This window comes from Cupriavidus sp. UGS-1 (assembly GCF_021213615.1).
Classification (GTDB): Bacteria; Pseudomonadota; Gammaproteobacteria; order Burkholderiales; family Burkholderiaceae; genus Cupriavidus.
This window is the reverse complement of sequence record NZ_JAJQJF010000001.1, coordinates 366,186-381,534: the sequence shown is the minus strand read 5'-3', so window position 1 is coordinate 381,534 and position 15,349 is coordinate 366,186. Positions and strand designations below refer to the sequence as shown.

Below are 15,349 nucleotides of genomic sequence, written 5' to 3'. Positions count from 1 at the left end.
CGCCGGGCGCAAAAATATACTGCTCCGCGATCGAATCGACGCGGAGACCCCATGCTGCACAAGGCCCTGTCCGGCATCAAGGTGCTGGACCTGTCCCGAATCCTGGCCGGGCCCTGGTGTACCCAGAATCTGGCCGACCTCGGTGCCGAGGTCACCAAGATCGAGCATCCGGAGCGCGGCGACGACACGCGCGGCTGGGGCCCGCCCTATCTGGAATCGGCCGACGGCAGCGAACGGATGTCGGCGTACTTCGCCTGCTGCAATCGCGGCAAGCGCTCGCTGGCGATCGACTTCACCACCGACGAGGGCAAGGCCGCCATCCTGGCGCTGGCCGACCAGGCCGACGTGCTGGTCGAGAACTTCAAGGCCGGCACGCTGCAGCGCTACGGGCTGGACTACGCGAGCCTGCAGGCGCGCAACCCGCGGCTGGTCTACCTGTCGATCACCGGCTTCGGCCAAAGCGGCCCGATGGCCGACAAGCCCGGCTACGACTACGTGTTCCAGGGCATGGGCGGCCTGATGAGCTATACCGGCCAGCCCGACGGCGAGCCCGGCGAGGGACCGCTGCGCACCGGCGTCGCGGTGGTCGACCTGAGCACCGGCATGTATGCCACGTCGGCGGTGCTGGCCGCGCTGTTCCAGCGCCAGGCCACCGGTGCGGGACAGCATCTCGACATCGCGCTGCTCGATGTCGCGGTGGCGCTCAATGCGAACCAGGGCGCCAACTATCTGTTCTCGGGCCGCAATCCGCCGCGCAGCGGCAATGCGCACCCGAATTGCGCGCCCTACGAGGTATTCCGCTGCGCGGATGGCCATCTGATCCTGGCGATCGGCAACGATGCGCAGTTCGGGCGTTTCTGCGAGGTGGCTGGCCTCGCCGACCTCCCGGCCGATCCGCGCTATCGGACCAACAGCGCGCGTATCGCCAATCTGCCGGCATTGCGGGCCTTGCTGGCGCAGGTCTTTGCAACCCGCTCGCGCCGGCAATGGACCGACGCCTTCGATGCCGCCGGCGTGCCATGGGGGCCGATCCACTCGATCGAGGAAGTGTTCGCGCATCCGCAGGTCCGGCATCGCGGCCTGCTGCGGCACGCCGAACATCCGGTGCTCGGCCGCATTCCGATGGTGCGCAATCCGATGCTGCCGGGTTCGCCGACGGACACGACGGACACGACGGACACGCCGGCCACCCCGCTCGCCGCGCCGCCGCTGCTCGGCGAGCACGGCGCCTGAGTTCTTTCCTTTCCATACGAACATCCACGAGGAGACACCCTTGAAACATCCGCACCGCGCCGCCTTGCACAAGTCCATGCGGCTGATTGCCGCGTTGGCCGCCACGGCCGCCGTCGCCACGCACGCGCATGCCGACAGCTATCCCAGCAAGCCGATCAAGCTGATCGTCCCCTACGCCGCCGGCGGCACCACCGACATCCTGGCCCGGATCGTCGGCACGAAGATGGGCGCCATCCTGGCGCAGCCGGTCGTGGTGGAAAACCGGCCCGGCGCCGGCGGCGCGGTCGGCAGCGCCTATGCGGCCAAGCAGCCGGCCGACGGCTACACGCTGGTCATGGAGGTCGAGAGCTCGCACGCGGTCAATCCCAACGTCTACGTGAAGACGCCGTACGACCCGGTCAAGGACTTCGCGCCGATCAGCAACCTGGCCGACGTGCCGAATGTGCTGGTAGTCAACCCCTCGTTCCCGGCGACCGATGTCGCGTCCTTCATCAAGCTGCTGAAGGCCAACCCCGGCAAATACTCGTTCGGCTCCTCGGGCAACGGCGGCCTGAGCCATATGAACGGCGAGCTGTTCATGAGCGAGACCGGCACACGCATGCTGCACGTTCCCTACAAGGGACTGGGACCGGCGCTGAACGACGCGGTGGCCGGGCAGATCCAGGTCGTGTTCGACAATATTCCGTCCTCGTCGGGCCTGATCCAGGGCAAACGCCTGAAGCCGCTGGCCGTCGCCGCCAGGCAGCGGCTGAAGCTGCTGCCCGATGTGCCGACCTACGCGGAGGCCGGACTGCCGGCGATGAACAATCCGTCGTGGTTCGGCCTCGGCGCCCCGGCCGGCACGCCGGACGCCATCCTCGACAAGCTCAACGATGCGGTGCGCCAGGCGCTGGCGGACCCCGAGGTCATTGCCGCCATCGAGAAGCAGGGCGCGATTCCGGCGTGGACCTCGCGCAAGGCCTTCGCGGACCTGATCCGCCATCAAAACCAGCACTGGAAACGCGTCGTCGACAAGATCCAGTTCGCCAAACTGCAGTGAGGACACCATGAGCACCACCGCCACACCTGTTGCCGATCCGGGCCGCCATGCGGCCGTCGCCATCGACGCGCGCGGCATTGCCACGCTGACCATCAGCGAAGCCGGCTCGCTCAATATCCTCGGCACGCCGGTGATCGCCGCGCTGACCGAGGCGGTACGCACGCTGGCCGCCGACCCGCGGGTTCGCGTGCTGATCCTGCGCGGTACCGGCGACAAGGGCTTCATCGGCGGCGCGGACATCAAGGAGATGGCGGGACTGGCGCGGGACAGCGCCGAGCGCTTCATCTCCGGCTTGCGCGCGCTGTGCGATGCCGTGCGGCACTGCCCGGTGCCCGTGATCGCGCGCATGCCGGGCTGGTGCCTCGGCGGCGGACTGGAACTGGCGCTGGCGTGCGACCTGCGGATCGCAGGCGACAACGCCAACCTCGGCATGCCCGAGGTCAAGGTCGGCATTCCGTCGGTGATTCACGCCGCGCTGATGCCGCGCCTGATCGGCAATGCGCGCACGGCCTGGATGCTGCTGACCGGCGAGCTGTGCGACGCCGCGCAGGCGCTGTCGTGGGGACTGGTGCATCGCGTGGTGCCGCTGGCCGAGCTCGACGCCGAAGTCGAGCAGGTTGCACTGCTGCTGGCAGGCTTCGGGCCGACGGTCGTGCGCCAGCAGAAACGGCTGCTGCGCGAATGGGAGGATCAACCGGTCGATACGGCAATCGCCAACAGCGTCGCCGAATTCGGCAGCGCTTTCGATACCGGCGAGCCGCAGCGCTACATGGCGGAATTCGTCAATCGCAAGCGATCTTGAAACGGCTATTTCTGTGAATCCACCCCGAAACGCCGGCCTGTCCGGCGTTTTTTATTACCGTTGTTTGCAATCGCGGAATCGAAACAATCGTACAATGCGGCGCCTTTTATTCGTCGGGCACGCTTGATAACGAATTAATAAGAATCCAGGGGCAATGCAACGCATGAAAACCGTTCTCTCTCTCACTGTGCTTTCCACCTGCGCCGCGGCGCTGATCGCCGGCTGCGCCGGCACCAACGTCAACAGCATGGTCGACGCCGGCGGCTCGCTGTTCAAGGCCGCCACGCTGTCGGACGCGGACGTCAAGTCGCTGTCCGAGCAGGCCTGCGCCGAATCGGACAAGGAAAACAAGATCGCCCCGGCCAACAGCCCGTACACCAAGCGCCTGACCGCGATCATGGCCGGCCTGAAGGACAGCGGCGTGCCGGTCCAGGCCAAGGTCTACCTGACCAAGGACGTCAATGCCTGGGCGATGGCCAACGGCTGCGTGCGCGTCTACAGCGGCCTGATGGACATGATGAACAACGACGAGGTGCGCGGCGTGCTTGGCCATGAAATCGGCCACGTGGCGCTGGGCCACAGCAAGAGCCAGATGCAGGTGGCCTACACCGCCGTCGCCGCGCGCGGCGCGCTGGCGGCCAGCGCCAACGGCACCGTGGCCGCGCTGTCGCAGTCGCAGCTGGGCGATCTGTCGGAGAAGCTGATCAATGCGCAGTTCTCCCAGGCACAGGAAACCGCGGCCGACGATTACTCGTTCGACCTGCTGACGAAGAACAAGGCCAATCGCCAGGGCCTGGTGACGGCGTTCGAGAAGCTGGCCAAGCTCGATGGCGGCAAGTCCGGCATGTTCGATTCGCACCCGGGCTCGGCCGATCGCGCCAAGCGCATGCAAGGCCGTCTGGCCAAGGGCGGCTGAACCGCCGCGGGCCGTCGCTCGCCGTGAATGGCCACCAGGGCGAAGCGCTTCGGCGCTTCGCCCTTTTTCATCTCTGTTTGATCCGAAGTCTTCACGGACCCCGCACGCCGTAACGGGATGGCACTGCGGCTTTTTTACAACGTGATTTTCACCTTACTTATAGGTGTCATAAAAGCAAGCGAAGATCGCCCCCGTTTGCGCCGGCAGGGGTTCACGGGTCGAACCCGCGCCACGCTGCCGGCGGCAGACCTCTTCAGTCTTCCATCACCAGTCAAAAGAGAACACACCGTGAAGAAAGCCCTCCTCGCGCTGGCCGCGACCGCTGCCACCGCCGCCTCCGGCGCAGCGTCCGCCCAAACCAACGTCACGCTGTACGGCATCGTCGATGCCGGCATCGAAGTCATCAGCAACGCGCCGAGCGCCGGCGGCGGCGACACCGCCGTGCGCATGAACTCGGGCAACCTGTCGGGCTCGCGCTGGGGTCTGCGCGGCACCGAGGACCTGGGCGGCGGCCTGAAGGGTCTGTTCGTGCTGGAAAGCGGCTTCGACATCGACACCGGCCGTTCGGCCCAGGGCGGCCGCCTGTTCGGCCGCGCCGCGTACGTCGGTCTGCAAGGCAACTTCGGCACCATCTCGCTGGGCCGTCAGCAGAACGCGCTGTACGACCTGTTCGGTGCCTTCGACCCGATGGGCGTCGGTCCGCGCTACTCGCTGAACAGCGTCGATTCGGCCTTCAACGGCCGCGCCGACAACAACATCAAGTACACCGGCAAGTTCGGTGGCCTGACCGCGACCGGCTTCTACAGCTTCGGCCGCGACAACAACGGTGAAGTGCCGGGCGAAGCCAAGGTGGCGCGCCAGTTCGGTGGTGGCCTGTCGTATGCGGCGGGCGGCTTCTCGATCGGCACCGCGTACGACCAGTACCAGGGCGCCACCATCGCGCTGCAGGACCGCGCGGCCAAGCGCCTGGCGGTCGGTACCGCCTACGAATTCGGCGCCGCCAAGGTGTTCGCCGGCTATCGCTGGATGCGGGACGAAGGCCTCGGCGCGCTGACCGACACCAGCACCCGCAGCAACCTGTACTGGGCCGGCGCTCGCTACAAGTTCACCCCGGCTTTCAGCCTGACCGGCGCGGCCTACTACGAAGACACCAAGAACACCGGTGCCGATCCGTGGATGTTCGTGCTGTCCGCCGACTACTCGCTGTCCAAGCGCACCGACGTCTATCTGAACGTTGGCTACGTGCGCAACAAGGACGGTTCGGACCTGGGCCTGAACGGCGCGGGTACCGCCCAGGCCGGCGAGAACCAGACCGGCGTGACGATCGGCATGCGTCACCGCTTCTAAGCGAAGCCTCCGAACGCCCGCCACGCGGGCATGCGGCGGCGCCAGGGCGCGCCGCCGCGCGAACGATCATATCGACCTTGTCTTCTTCATGGGTGCAAGGACGTTGGGCCGGTAGTATTACCGGCCCCTTTTTATTGGCGGTCCGGCAAGCGCCGCACACATCATCGGATGGCTTGAAGATTTTTGATGGTGTCGCACAAACCCGGGCCGGCACGTCTGCCGGCTCGCGCGCTAGCATCGGGTTTCTTCGTTGTCCCCGCTGTCCTTGCGCATTGCCCCATGACGTTTGTCGTAACGGATGCCTGCATCCAGTGCCGCTATACCGATTGCGTCGAAGTCTGCCCGATGTCGTGTTTCCACGAAGGGCCGAATTTCCTGGTAATCAATCCCGACGAGTGCATCGACTGCTCGATGTGCGTGCCGGAATGCCCGGTCGGTGCAATCTATTCCGAGGAAGACCTTCCCGAAGACCAGCGGCATTTCGTTGCGATCAATGCCGAACTGGCGCGCAATCCGGCATGGAAACCGTTGATCCATGCCAAGGGACCATTGCCCGATCACGAGGCCTGGGCCACCGTCCATGGCAAGCTGGATCGATTGATTCGCGATTGATTCGCGATTGATTCGCGATTGATTCGCGATTGATTCGCGATTGATTCGCGATTGATTGCCTGCGCTTGAAGCGCGGGCAAAAAAGAAGGGCCCGCAGGCCCATCTACCGTCTTCGAATTAATTGTCGTCCCCGCGCAGGCGGGGACCCAGTGGCGTCAAAAGACGCTGGATTCCCGCCCGCGCGGCAATGACATCGTGAACAGACGATCGACAGTGTCGACCGATATCAGCAGCGTCCCTTCTTCGCCTGTCCCGGCGGGCAGTGATACGGGCCGGGGCCCGGATCGACCACGACCGCGCCCGGCGTGACCACCGCACCGTGCGGGGTATAGACGGCGCAGCCACCGAGCAGCGTGCCGGCGCCGATCAGCAGCGCGCAGATTGCCTTCATCGACTTCATCATATTTTCCTTGTCGTCCATCTGTGGGTTCAGCTCATCAAAACTGGAAGTTCGCCGTCGCATCGCCTGCCGAGACGTCGCGCTCGGTGCTCAGCGTGGCGCCAGTGATCGATGTCGCCGTGACAGTGTACTTGCCTGCGGCGGCGGTGTCGGCAGCGAGCGCGATCGGTAGCGTCGGCTGGTAGGTGCCCACCAGCGGCGCGGCGGCCGGCACGTTCAGCTGATAGGCGCCGGTATCGAAGTTGGCGTTGGCGACGGCGACCTCGATCGGCGAGCCGGCGACATTCTGTTTCGCCTGCACGAAGGCCTGTGCCGAGGCGGGGAGTACCGCGCCCGTGATGCGGCGCATCGGCGAGGCAGGCAGCGTGATCGGCGCCGCCGAGGTCGAGACCGTGGTGGTGGTCTGCGCGGTGACCGGCACGTTCTGGATCACGCCGGTCGCACGATCGTTCTGCACCACCACGACGCTGTAGTTGCCTGCATCGCTGCTGCGCAGCAGCGGCGACAGCGTGAAGGCGCCATTGCTGTCGGCCAGCGTTCCCTTGATGGTCACGCCGTTCTGCTGCGCATAGACGGTCGCGCCGGCCTGCGCGGGCGAAACGTAGCCCTGGATCGCGCCGCTGACCACCAGCGGCACCGCGGTCACCACCGGCTTCAGCGCATAGGAACCGTTGCCGCGCTGCACGATCGAGCGGCACGCATCGAAGTCGAGCACCAGGTCGACCAGCGTGTCGCGCTGCACGGTGAACGGACGGATGATCTTGTACCCGCTTTGCGTGGCGCTCGGCGTATCGAGCGGCTGTTCGGCGCCGCCGGTCGGCACCACGGAATTGGCCAGCGAATTGCCGGTATTGCGATCGAGCACGAGGCGGACCTGCTGATACTGGCCGGCCGGCAGCACGGTCTGGCCGAGCTTGGTCAGCGTGCCGTTCTGCAGCGACAGCAGATCGATGCGGCGGGAGGGATTGACATCGATCTCGGCCCAGCCGCCGGTGCCATCCTCGGCGTTGGCGCTGGTATGGACGCGGATCTTGTCGACGGTGACGAACACATGGTCGAAGCCGCAGGCCGGCGCATCGGTCATCGACACGCTGAGCGTACCGGTGCCGCCGCCATCGTCATCGCCGCCGCCACCGCAGGCGGCCAGGATTGCAGCGGACGCGGCGACGCCGAATGCAAGCCCCCGGTATTTGAAATTGGTTCTCATTTCCCTCTCCTTGATTTCCTTATGGGGAATCTTGAGCATAATTTCCCGCCCCTCTGGAAAGGCGTGACATATTGTAAGACCTGAAACACCGATCCCTTTTTGCGAACGCTGTTGCTTTTTTCCGCCGCATGGAATTAACGGAGCATTTACCGGGCGCGAGCTCAGAACGCATACGACAGCGATACCCCGGCAAAGGCATTGCGTCCGGCCGCCGGCTCGAAATACCGGCCATTGGCGTCGTTGACGATCACCGATCCGGCATAACGGCGGTCGAACAGATTGTCGATCCGCGCGAACGCATTGAAGGTCCAGCGGCCAAGGGGCATCGCATAGCCGGCGTGGATGCCGGTCACGAAATAACCGGGCGCGCGATCGCTGTTGCGGTCGTCGACCGGGACCGCGCCCAGATAGCGCAGATCGATGCCCGCGCGCCAGCCGCGCGGCGGGGCCCAGGCGAGCGATCCATAGACAGCGTGGCGCGCGGTGCCGGGCAGACGGTTGCCGGCGACAATGCCGGGCGGCACCGTGTCGCGGAAGGTCGCGTCGAGAAAGCTGTAGGCGAGCTGCGCCTGCCAATGCGGCCGCAGCACGCCGCTCCAGCCCAGTTCCACGCCCTGGCGTAGCGTGCGGCCGGCATTGCGGTAGCTGGCGCGGCCGCCGCTGCTGGTCGCGGTGACGATCTCCTGGTCGGTGCGAGTCTGGAACAGCGCGGCTGTCAGCAGGCCGCCGGCCAGTTTCTGTTTGGCGCCGACTTCAACCGACGTGCTGGTGGCCGGGCGCAGTGCAAAGTTGAGGCCCGCCGAGCCGTCCGGCCGATACGAGATCTCATTGAGCGTCGGCGTTTCGAAGCCGCGTCCCGCGGTCGCATACAGATTCAGCGATTCGCTGGCGCGATAGCGCACCGCACCGACCGGCAACCATTTGTCGTAGCGTACCGAGCCGCTGTCGTCGCCATTGGCGCCGACGATATAGCGATCGCTGGAGGAGAAGCGCACCGTGCTGTGGCGCAGCCCCGCCTCGACGGTCCAGCGCTGTGTCACGTCCAGCGAAGCCTGCAGATACTGATCGAAGTTCCAGACCGTATTGCGTTCGTCGCGCCGCAGGCGGCCCTGCTCGCCGAGCACCGGCTGTTCCGTGCTGCCGATGAAGTTCTCGTAGCCGCGGCGCGTTTCCTCCATCGTGTCGTAGGCGAGCCCCGCGATCAGCGTCAGCGGCATGCGGCCGATCCGCGCATGGTGCGTCCAGCGCAGGTCCGCGCCGCCGTAGTCGCGCGCCAGATCGATGACGCCGCCCGCCGACAACGGGCTGCGCTGCGCCGCCGGAGGGATCGACAGGAACTGGCGGGTCTCGCGCCGGCCGTAGTAGACCATCGCCGTCAGCGTGTTGTCCGCATCGACCCGGCGCTGATGGCGCAGGCCGCCCTGCGCCTGCTGCACGGTCTTGCGCGTATTGAACTGCTCGGCCAGCGGCGCCGAGCCCGGCGCGCTGCCGAACTGCGCCCGTGTCAGCCCGAGCGGGTCCTGCGCGCTCAGATCGACTGCATTGGCCACCAGCGTCCAGCTGCTGTCGGCATCGGGACGCCACGTCAGCCGCGCGTTGCCCAGGTTCTTGCGCGCGGCGCTGTGGTCGCGATAACCGTCGGTGGTAAAACGCGAGGCGCTGACCAGATAGTCCAGGCCCGGCTCTCCTTCCGCGGGCGCGCCGCTGGCCTTCAGGCCATAGCGCCAGGTGCCGTAGCTGCCGGCGCCGAGGCTGGCTTCGAGCAACGGCGGACGCGCGCCGGGTTCGGTCCAGACCTGGATCACGCCGCCCGATGCGTTGCCGTACAAAGCCGACGCGGGGCCGCGCAATACCTCGACGCGATCGATCGACGCGATATCGATATTCGAGGTCTGCCCCTGTCCGTCCGGCATCGTCGCGGGAATGCCGTCGACATACAGCCGCAGGCCGCGCACGCCGAAGCTGGAGCGCGCGCCGAAGCCGCGGATCGACAACTGCAGGTCCTGCGCGTAGTTTTGCCGGTCCTTGACCAGCAGGCCAGGCACGCCGCCGAGCCCTTCGCTCAGATTGATCTGCGGCCTGTCGTCGCGCAGCGCGCCGCCCGAAACCACGTCGGCCGACGCGGGCGTATCGAATACCGGGGCATCGATGCGCGTGGCGGTCACGACCACCGGCGCCAGCGCGCGCTCCGCGTCCGCTGCCGACGCGGAGCGCGCATCCTGCGCATCGGCCCATCCCGACAGCGGCAGCAAGACACCTGCCGCCCATGCTGCTGCACCGCCCCTCATCGGCGCTTCGCCGTCATCGCGGTGACGCGCCAGACCACGTTGCCCACATCGTCGGTGACCAGCAGCCCACCGCGGCGATCGTCCTTGACGTCGACCGGGCGGCCATGGGCGTGCTCCGAGGCGTCGAGAAAGCCGGTCAGCACATCGATCGGCTCGCCTTTGGGCACGCCGCCGCGGAACGGAACGAAGATCACCTTGTATCCGCTCTTGGGCTTGCGGTTCCATGAGCCATGTTGGCCGACGAACAGGCCTTCGCGGAACGGCTCGGGCCAGCGCAGTCCGTCGGCAAACGTGATTCCCAGCGAGGCCGTGTGCGGACCGAGCGCATAGTCCGGGACCAGCGCGGTGGCCACCAATTCGGGGCGCTGCGGCTTGACCCGCACGTCGACGTGCTGGCCCCAGTAGCTGTATGGCCAGCCATAGAAGCCGCCATCGCGCACCGCGGTGATGTAGTCCGGAACAAGGTCGCTACCGATCTCGTCGCGCTCGTTGACCGCGGTCCACAGCTGCCCGGTGACCGGCTCCCAGGCCAGTCCGTTCGGATTGCGCAGACCGGTCGCATACAGCCGCATCTTGCCGCTGGCGCGATCGAGCTCCCAGATTGCGGCCCGGCCCTGTTCGATCTCCATGCCCTTCTCGCCGACATTGCTGTTGGAGCCGACCGTGATGTACAGCTTGCGGCCGTCGTGGCTGGCGATCACGTTCTTGGTCCAGTGGTGGTTGATGCCGGCGGGCAGGTCGACCACCTTGACGCCGGGCTCGTCGATGCGGTCCGCGCCGGGACGATAGCGAAAGCGCATCAGCGCATCGGCATTGGCGACATAGAAGTCGTTGCCGACCAGCACCATGCCGAACGGCGAGTTCAGGCCCTGCAGGAACACCGAGCGCTTGTCCGCGACGCCGTCGCGGTCGGTATCGCGCAGCAGCGTGATGCGGTTGGCGCTGGGCGTGCCGGCGCCGGCCCGCTTCATCACCAGCTTCATGACCCAATCGCGGATGCCCTTGCCCGATTCCGGCTTGGGCGGTGCATTGGACTCGGCCACCAGCACGTCGCCGTTGGGCAGCACATAAAGCCAGCGCGGATGATCGAGCCCATCGGCGAAGGCCGTCACCGCAAGGCCGGGCGCTGGCGTCGGGCGCGCACCGGCCGTCCAGCCGATCGCCGGTGCGATGTCCACGGTCGGCAGCAGCGTCCTGTTCGGTGGCGGCAGGGTCGGCGACGGACCGGTGCCCTGCGCCACCGTCAGCGTGGCGCGGTCACCCATGCCCAGCAGAAAGCAGCCGCCGACCAGCAGCGTGACGGCACCCAGTACGACGACAAGGCGAACCCTTCTCATGACGCACTCCTCGATGGTTTGCGACCTGACAGGTCTTCCAGCAAGTATCGGCGCGATTGCCGCCGCTGCCAGCGGTGGCAAACCCGGTTCTGTGCATTTTAAGACACGAAATTCCGACGCCCCACGCGGGCGGGGACCCGGTGTCTTGTCGAGGGTGCCTCAAGCCACTGGGCCCCCGCCTGCGCGGGGCCGACGGGGGATCGGCGATTGTCGAATTGCGACGCTCCCACTCGACAAAGGGATAGGAGCCGCTCCGCGGGCCGTACCGACAGGCCCCGGAAGCGGGTTCGCAACCGAACCGACAAGGAGCCCATCATGAGCATCAGCAAGGACCAGCAGACCGATGAACGCACCATCAGGCAGATGATGGAGGACTGGGCGCGCGCGCTGGAACGGCGCGACGCCGCCGCCATGACGGCGCACTATGCGCCCGACGTGGCGCTGTTCGACGTCAAGCCGCCCTACGCGCTGCGTGGCGTGGACGCATACCGCGCCACCTGGGAGGCCTGCTTTCCCTATCTTCCCCGGCGCTTCCGTTCCGAGCGCAAGGACATCGTGCTGACCGTCGGCGCGGACCTTGCCTTTTGCCATTGCCTGAGCCGCCTCGCGCCGGTGGACGAGCCCGACCATCCGGCCGGCGGCACCTGGATCCGCATCACGGTCTGCTTGCAGAAACGGGATGGCCGCTGGCTGGTTGTGCACGAACATGGCTCGCTGCCGTTCGATCCGATGACCGAGAAGGTCGTCTACATCGGCGACACCGAGGCGGAAACCGCTGCCTGAGTCTTTCCGCCGGATGGCTTGACAAGCGAAGTACGAAGCATAAAATTGCACGACGTTCAAATTTAAGCGACGTGCAAATGGAAGCCTCGTCTCAGCGCACCATCCAGACCCCGTTCGCCCCACCCATCGACGCCAGCGCCGCTGCGCCGCCCGCGGGGCGGCGTCAGCGCAAGCGCAACCAGACGCTCGACCATCTGGCGGCCACCGCCTTCGATCTGTTCGAGGCGCATGGCTATGACGCGGTGACGATGGAGCAGATCGCCGCACAGGCCGACGTGGCCAAGGGCACGCTGTACAACCACTTCCCGGTCAAGGAGGCGCTGCTGGCCCATCAGTTCCACGGCGAGCTGGCCGCGGGACTGCAGCAGCTGCGGGCCGCGCTGGACGGGCTGGGCAGTTTCCAGGCACGGCTTTGCTATCTGCTGTCGGCTTCGGCCGACTGGTGCGAGGCGCGCCGCGGCTATCTGCCGCACTATCTGCGCTTCCGCTTTCTCGATCTCGAGCCGGGCCGCTTCGGGCAGAGCGACGGTGAAGGGGCGCCGGGGCGCAGCGGCATGGACCTCGCCTTCGATGCGTTGATGGCGGCGGGACAGCAGAGCGGCGAGCTGCGCCGCGACCTGCCGTCGGGGCAGCTGGCCACGCTGTTCCATCATTTGTATCTGGGCGCGCTGATGCGCTGGCTGGCAGCCTCGGAAAGCGATCTGCGCGCCGAGTTCGCGGCGACCGTCGACCTGTTCTTCCACGGCGCGGCACGCGCGGCCGAGCCGGAGGACGCGTCATGAGCGCCCTGCTGCTCGACTGGCGGGCTGCCGCGGCGCAAGGCTCCGCCGCGGCCGGCGGCAAGGGCTGGCAACTGGCGCTGATGGCGCAGCTCGGCGTGCCCGTGCCCGACGGCTTCGTAATCCACGCCGAGGCCAGCCGCGGCCGGCGCGCCGGCGATCCGGTGCCCCAGGCCTTGCGCGACGCGCTCGCGCGCGAGCTCGCGGCCCGGGATTGGGAGCGGACGCCGCTGGCGGTCCGCTCGTCCGCGCCGCAGGAAGATTCGGCTCAAGCGTCGTTTGCCGGCATCCATCTGTCGCGGCTGAACGTGACCGGCGTCGATGCCGTCGCCGAGGCGGTGCAGGCGGCATGGGATTCGGTGTGGGAGCCGGCTGCGGTCGCCTACCGGCAACGCCTCGGCCTCGATGGGGAGGCACCGGCGATGGCGGTGGTCGTGATGCCGCTGCTGGCCGCGGTGGCGGCCGGCATCGCCTTTACCTGCGATCCGCTGTCCGGCCGCGACGATCAGTTGCTGATCCACGCGCATTGGGGCTTGGGCGAGGCGCTGGTCGGCGGACAGGCCGACGGCGACGAGTATCGGCTGCAGAGCAACGAAAGCACCGATGGCGACGACGCGCTGCGCGTCATCGCGCGCCGCCTGGGCGGCAAGCAAAGGATGACGCAACTGCTGCCTGGCGGCGGCACCACGGCGATCGACACGCCCGCGCAGCAGGCCGCCCAGGCGGTACTGTCCGACGCGCAGGCCATCGCGCTTGGCGAACTGGCGCGCGATGCCGCCGGCGCGCTCGACTTCGCCAATCCCCGCTACGACATCGAATGGGTCTGGGACGGCGAGCGTTTCTGGATCGTGCAGGCGCGGCCCGTCACCGCGCGGGCGCGCCACACCTATCCGGCGCTGCGCGAGCAGCCGCGCTACTGGTCGCGCGGCAATACCCGCGAGATCATGCCCGATCCGCTGTCCGCGCTGGACTGGCACGGCTGCCGCACGATGGCCAACCGGATGCTGACGCTCGGCTTCTCGTTGTCCGGCTATCCGATCCTGCCCGGCACCGAGCACGCGGCGCTGTTCGACGGCCGCCTGTATCTGGACGTGTCGCTGATGCAATGGGAGTGCTACGACGCGCTGGGCGTGCGTCCGAACGCGGTCAACCGCCTGCTTGGCGGCACGCAGCCGGAGATCGCGGTGCCGCCCCCGACCGCGGGCGACCGGCTCGCCCGCGGCCTGCGCATGCTGCGCTATCTGGCGCGCTCGCCGCGCCAACGCCGCCTGGGCGAAGCCGCGCTGGCGCGCGCCGCCGAGCAGGCACGCCAGTGGCGCGAACAAGCGCTGCCGGACGAACCCGCCGCGCTGGCCGCGCTGCTGCGCGAGCAGTTCCGCACGGTGGCGCAGGCCGATCCGCTGTTCTTCCTGCAGGGGTCGGCAGGGGGCACGCTGGCAGGGCTCGTCGATCTGGTCGAGAAGTACTGTCCCGGCGAGGGCTATGCGGTGACGGCGGCGCTGATGGCAGGCGGCGAGCCGAGCGTGACCGCACAGCAAGGCTATGCGTTGATCGCGTTGGCCGAGACCGCCGCGGCGGACGCCGAAGCGCTGGCCTGGCTGCGCGGTCCGCAGCGCAGCGGCGCCCAGTGGGCGCAGCAGCTGCCCGCGCACAGTCCCTTCCGGCGCGCATTCGCCGAGTTCCTGGATCGCTACGGCCATCGGGCCACCGCGGAAAGCTATGTGCGGCAGCCGCGCTGGCGCGAGGCGCCCGACTATCTGCTCGATACCGTGCTGGGGATGATCGGCAGCAACGCCGAGGCGGTACGGCAGCGCCAGCGCGTTGCCGCGGCGCAGGCATGGCAGCGGCTGCGCCGGGCGATCCCGCCGCTGGCGCGGCCCGCGATGCTGGCGGTGCTGAAGCGATTGGTGCGAGTGGCCACGCGCGAGTGCAATCAGCGCGAAGCGGCGCGCAGCGCGTTGATGCGGTATCTGGAAGCGGTGCGCCGTACCGCGCTCGTGCTGGGCACGCAACTGGCCCGTGGCGGCAAGGAGGACGGATTCGAGCGGCCCGACGATGTATTTCATCTGACCGCATTCGAATTGCTCGCTGTCGCCGAAGGGCGCATGCCGCTGCGGCATGCAGCGCGGCGCGCGGCACGGCGGGCCGAGGTGCTGGCCGATCAGGCGGACCGGACCGAGCCGGCGGTGATCGTCGAACAGCCGGGCGCGTTGCCGGCGGTGTTCTCGTCCGCGGAATCGAGCGCCACGTACGTGGCCGATGCGGCCGCCGGGCGCTGGTCCGGCACGCCGGTCGGCGCCGGACAGGCGCGCGGACCGGCCTGCGTCGCGCGCAGCCCACAACAGGCGACCGGGATGGCGAACGGCGACATCCTGGTCGCGCCGAGCACCGATCCGGCCTGGACGCCGCTGTTCCTGCGCGCGGGCGGCCTGGTGATGGAGACCGGCGGCTACCTGTCGCACGGCGCGATCGTCGCGCGCGAGTTCGGCATTCCGGCGGTCGTCAATCTGCCGGGCATCCTGTCGCAGCTCGCCGACGGCGACATGGTGGCCGTCGACGGCAACCGCGGCACCGTACAGCGGGTCGCCGCGAGCTAGGCCTTCAGG

13 protein-coding genes are annotated in these 15,349 nt (G+C 67.7%); 9 read left to right on the top strand and 4 right to left on the bottom strand.

The genetic code is table 11. The annotated features are described in order from the left end of the window. Positions 1-51 precede the first annotated feature (51 nt). The 6 genes from LRR16_RS01625 to fdxA all read left to right on the top strand — a co-directional run bounded on the left by LRR16_RS01625 (position 52) and on the right by fdxA (position 5,949). Positions 52-1,233, top strand: coding sequence for a CaiB/BaiF CoA-transferase family protein (locus LRR16_RS01625; protein ID WP_232204596.1), 1,182 nt, complete (start codon positions 52-54; stop codon positions 1,231-1,233). 76 nt (positions 1,234-1,309) lie between these two features. Beyond that, positions 1,310-2,272 (top strand): tripartite tricarboxylate transporter substrate binding protein, encoded by a 963-nt coding sequence (locus LRR16_RS01620; RefSeq protein ID WP_064576411.1) that lies wholly within the window; start codon positions 1,310-1,312, stop codon positions 2,270-2,272. Between the two features lie 7 nt (positions 2,273-2,279). Next, the gene (locus LRR16_RS01615; RefSeq protein ID WP_232204595.1) at positions 2,280-3,074 is read left to right on the top strand and encodes an enoyl-CoA hydratase; all 795 of its coding nucleotides are present in this window, start codon (positions 2,280-2,282) and stop codon (positions 3,072-3,074) included. A gap of 163 nt (positions 3,075-3,237) precedes the next feature. Next, positions 3,238-3,990 carry a M48 family metallopeptidase gene (locus LRR16_RS01610; RefSeq protein ID WP_232204594.1) on the top strand — a complete coding sequence of 251 codons (753 nt, stop codon included), beginning with the start codon at positions 3,238-3,240 and terminating at the stop codon, positions 3,988-3,990. 288 nt (positions 3,991-4,278) lie between these two features. Next, complete coding sequence (locus LRR16_RS01605; RefSeq protein ID WP_023265159.1) at positions 4,279-5,337, top strand: porin; 1,059 nt, start codon at positions 4,279-4,281, stop codon at positions 5,335-5,337. 279 nt (positions 5,338-5,616) lie between these two features. Continuing rightward, on the top strand, positions 5,617-5,949 hold the full coding sequence (gene fdxA, locus LRR16_RS01600) for a ferredoxin FdxA (RefSeq protein WP_232204593.1): 333 nt from the start codon (positions 5,617-5,619) through the stop codon (positions 5,947-5,949). A 226-nt stretch (positions 5,950-6,175) separates the two neighbouring features. On the opposite strand, the gene LRR16_RS01595 is transcribed toward fdxA, so the two are convergent. The 4 genes from LRR16_RS01595 to LRR16_RS01580 all read right to left on the bottom strand — a co-directional run bounded on the left by LRR16_RS01595 (position 6,176) and on the right by LRR16_RS01580 (position 11,181). Further along, entirely contained in the window at positions 6,176-6,370 is a 195-nt protein-coding gene (locus tag LRR16_RS01595) for a hypothetical protein (protein WP_232204592.1), read from the bottom strand. A 16-nt stretch (positions 6,371-6,386) separates the two neighbouring features. Then, positions 6,387-7,556 carry a DUF4382 domain-containing protein gene (locus LRR16_RS01590; protein ID WP_064576363.1) on the bottom strand — a complete coding sequence of 390 codons (1,170 nt, stop codon included), beginning with the start codon at positions 7,554-7,556 and terminating at the stop codon, positions 6,387-6,389. A 161-nt stretch (positions 7,557-7,717) separates the two neighbouring features. Next, complete coding sequence (locus LRR16_RS01585) at positions 7,718-9,844, bottom strand: TonB-dependent receptor family protein (RefSeq protein ID WP_370646731.1); 2,127 nt, start codon at positions 9,842-9,844, stop codon at positions 7,718-7,720. Continuing rightward, positions 9,841-11,181: a sorbosone dehydrogenase family protein gene (locus tag LRR16_RS01580; RefSeq protein ID WP_370646730.1), complete on the bottom strand. Its 1,341-nt coding sequence runs from the start codon at positions 11,179-11,181 to the stop codon at positions 9,841-9,843. Before LRR16_RS01580 ends, LRR16_RS01585 begins: the two co-directional genes overlap by 4 nt. 315 nt (positions 11,182-11,496) lie before the next feature. Here LRR16_RS01580 and LRR16_RS01575 point away from each other — a divergent pair, with 315 nt between their 5' ends. The 3 genes from LRR16_RS01575 (at position 11,497) to LRR16_RS01565 (ending at position 15,340) form a co-directional block, all read left to right on the top strand. Beyond that, positions 11,497-11,964, top strand: coding sequence for an SgcJ/EcaC family oxidoreductase (locus LRR16_RS01575; protein WP_232204590.1), 468 nt, complete (start codon positions 11,497-11,499; stop codon positions 11,962-11,964). Between the two features lie 77 nt (positions 11,965-12,041). Continuing rightward, on the top strand, positions 12,042-12,746 hold the full coding sequence (locus LRR16_RS01570) for a TetR/AcrR family transcriptional regulator (protein WP_232204589.1): 705 nt from the start codon (positions 12,042-12,044) through the stop codon (positions 12,744-12,746). Continuing rightward, entirely contained in the window at positions 12,743-15,340 is a 2,598-nt protein-coding gene (locus LRR16_RS01565; RefSeq protein ID WP_232204588.1) for a PEP/pyruvate-binding domain-containing protein, read from the top strand. The genes LRR16_RS01570 and LRR16_RS01565 overlap by 4 nt, the downstream gene beginning before the upstream one ends. Positions 15,341-15,349 lie beyond the last annotated feature (9 nt).

Bases quoted from the DNA above. Each gene is read 5' to 3' on its own strand.
- LRR16_RS01625 (WP_232204596.1), top strand. From the start codon at position 52: ATGCTGCACAAGGCCCTGTCCGGCATCAAGGTGCTGGACCTGTCCCGA.
- LRR16_RS01620 (WP_064576411.1), top strand. From the start codon at position 1,310: ATGCGGCTGATTGCCGCGTTGGCCGCCACGGCCGCCGTCGCCACGCAC.
- LRR16_RS01615 (WP_232204595.1), top strand. From the start codon at position 2,280: ATGAGCACCACCGCCACACCTGTTGCCGATCCGGGCCGCCATGCGGCC.
- LRR16_RS01610 (WP_232204594.1), top strand. From the start codon at position 3,238: ATGAAAACCGTTCTCTCTCTCACTGTGCTTTCCACCTGCGCCGCGGCG.
- fdxA (WP_232204593.1), top strand. From the start codon at position 5,617: ATGACGTTTGTCGTAACGGATGCCTGCATCCAGTGCCGCTATACCGAT.
- LRR16_RS01595 (WP_232204592.1), bottom strand. From the start codon at position 6,370: ATGGACGACAAGGAAAATATGATGAAGTCGATGAAGGCAATCTGCGCG.
- LRR16_RS01590 (WP_064576363.1), bottom strand. From the start codon at position 7,556: ATGAGAACCAATTTCAAATACCGGGGGCTTGCATTCGGCGTCGCCGCG.
- LRR16_RS01585 (WP_370646731.1), bottom strand. From the start codon at position 9,844: ATGAGGGGCGGTGCAGCAGCATGGGCGGCAGGTGTCTTGCTGCCGCTG.
- LRR16_RS01580 (WP_370646730.1), bottom strand. From the start codon at position 11,181: ATGAGAAGGGTTCGCCTTGTCGTCGTACTGGGTGCCGTCACGCTGCTG.
- LRR16_RS01575 (WP_232204590.1), top strand. From the start codon at position 11,497: ATGAGCATCAGCAAGGACCAGCAGACCGATGAACGCACCATCAGGCAG.
- LRR16_RS01570 (WP_232204589.1), top strand. From the start codon at position 12,042: ATGGAAGCCTCGTCTCAGCGCACCATCCAGACCCCGTTCGCCCCACCC.
- LRR16_RS01565 (WP_232204588.1), top strand. From the start codon at position 12,743: ATGAGCGCCCTGCTGCTCGACTGGCGGGCTGCCGCGGCGCAAGGCTCC.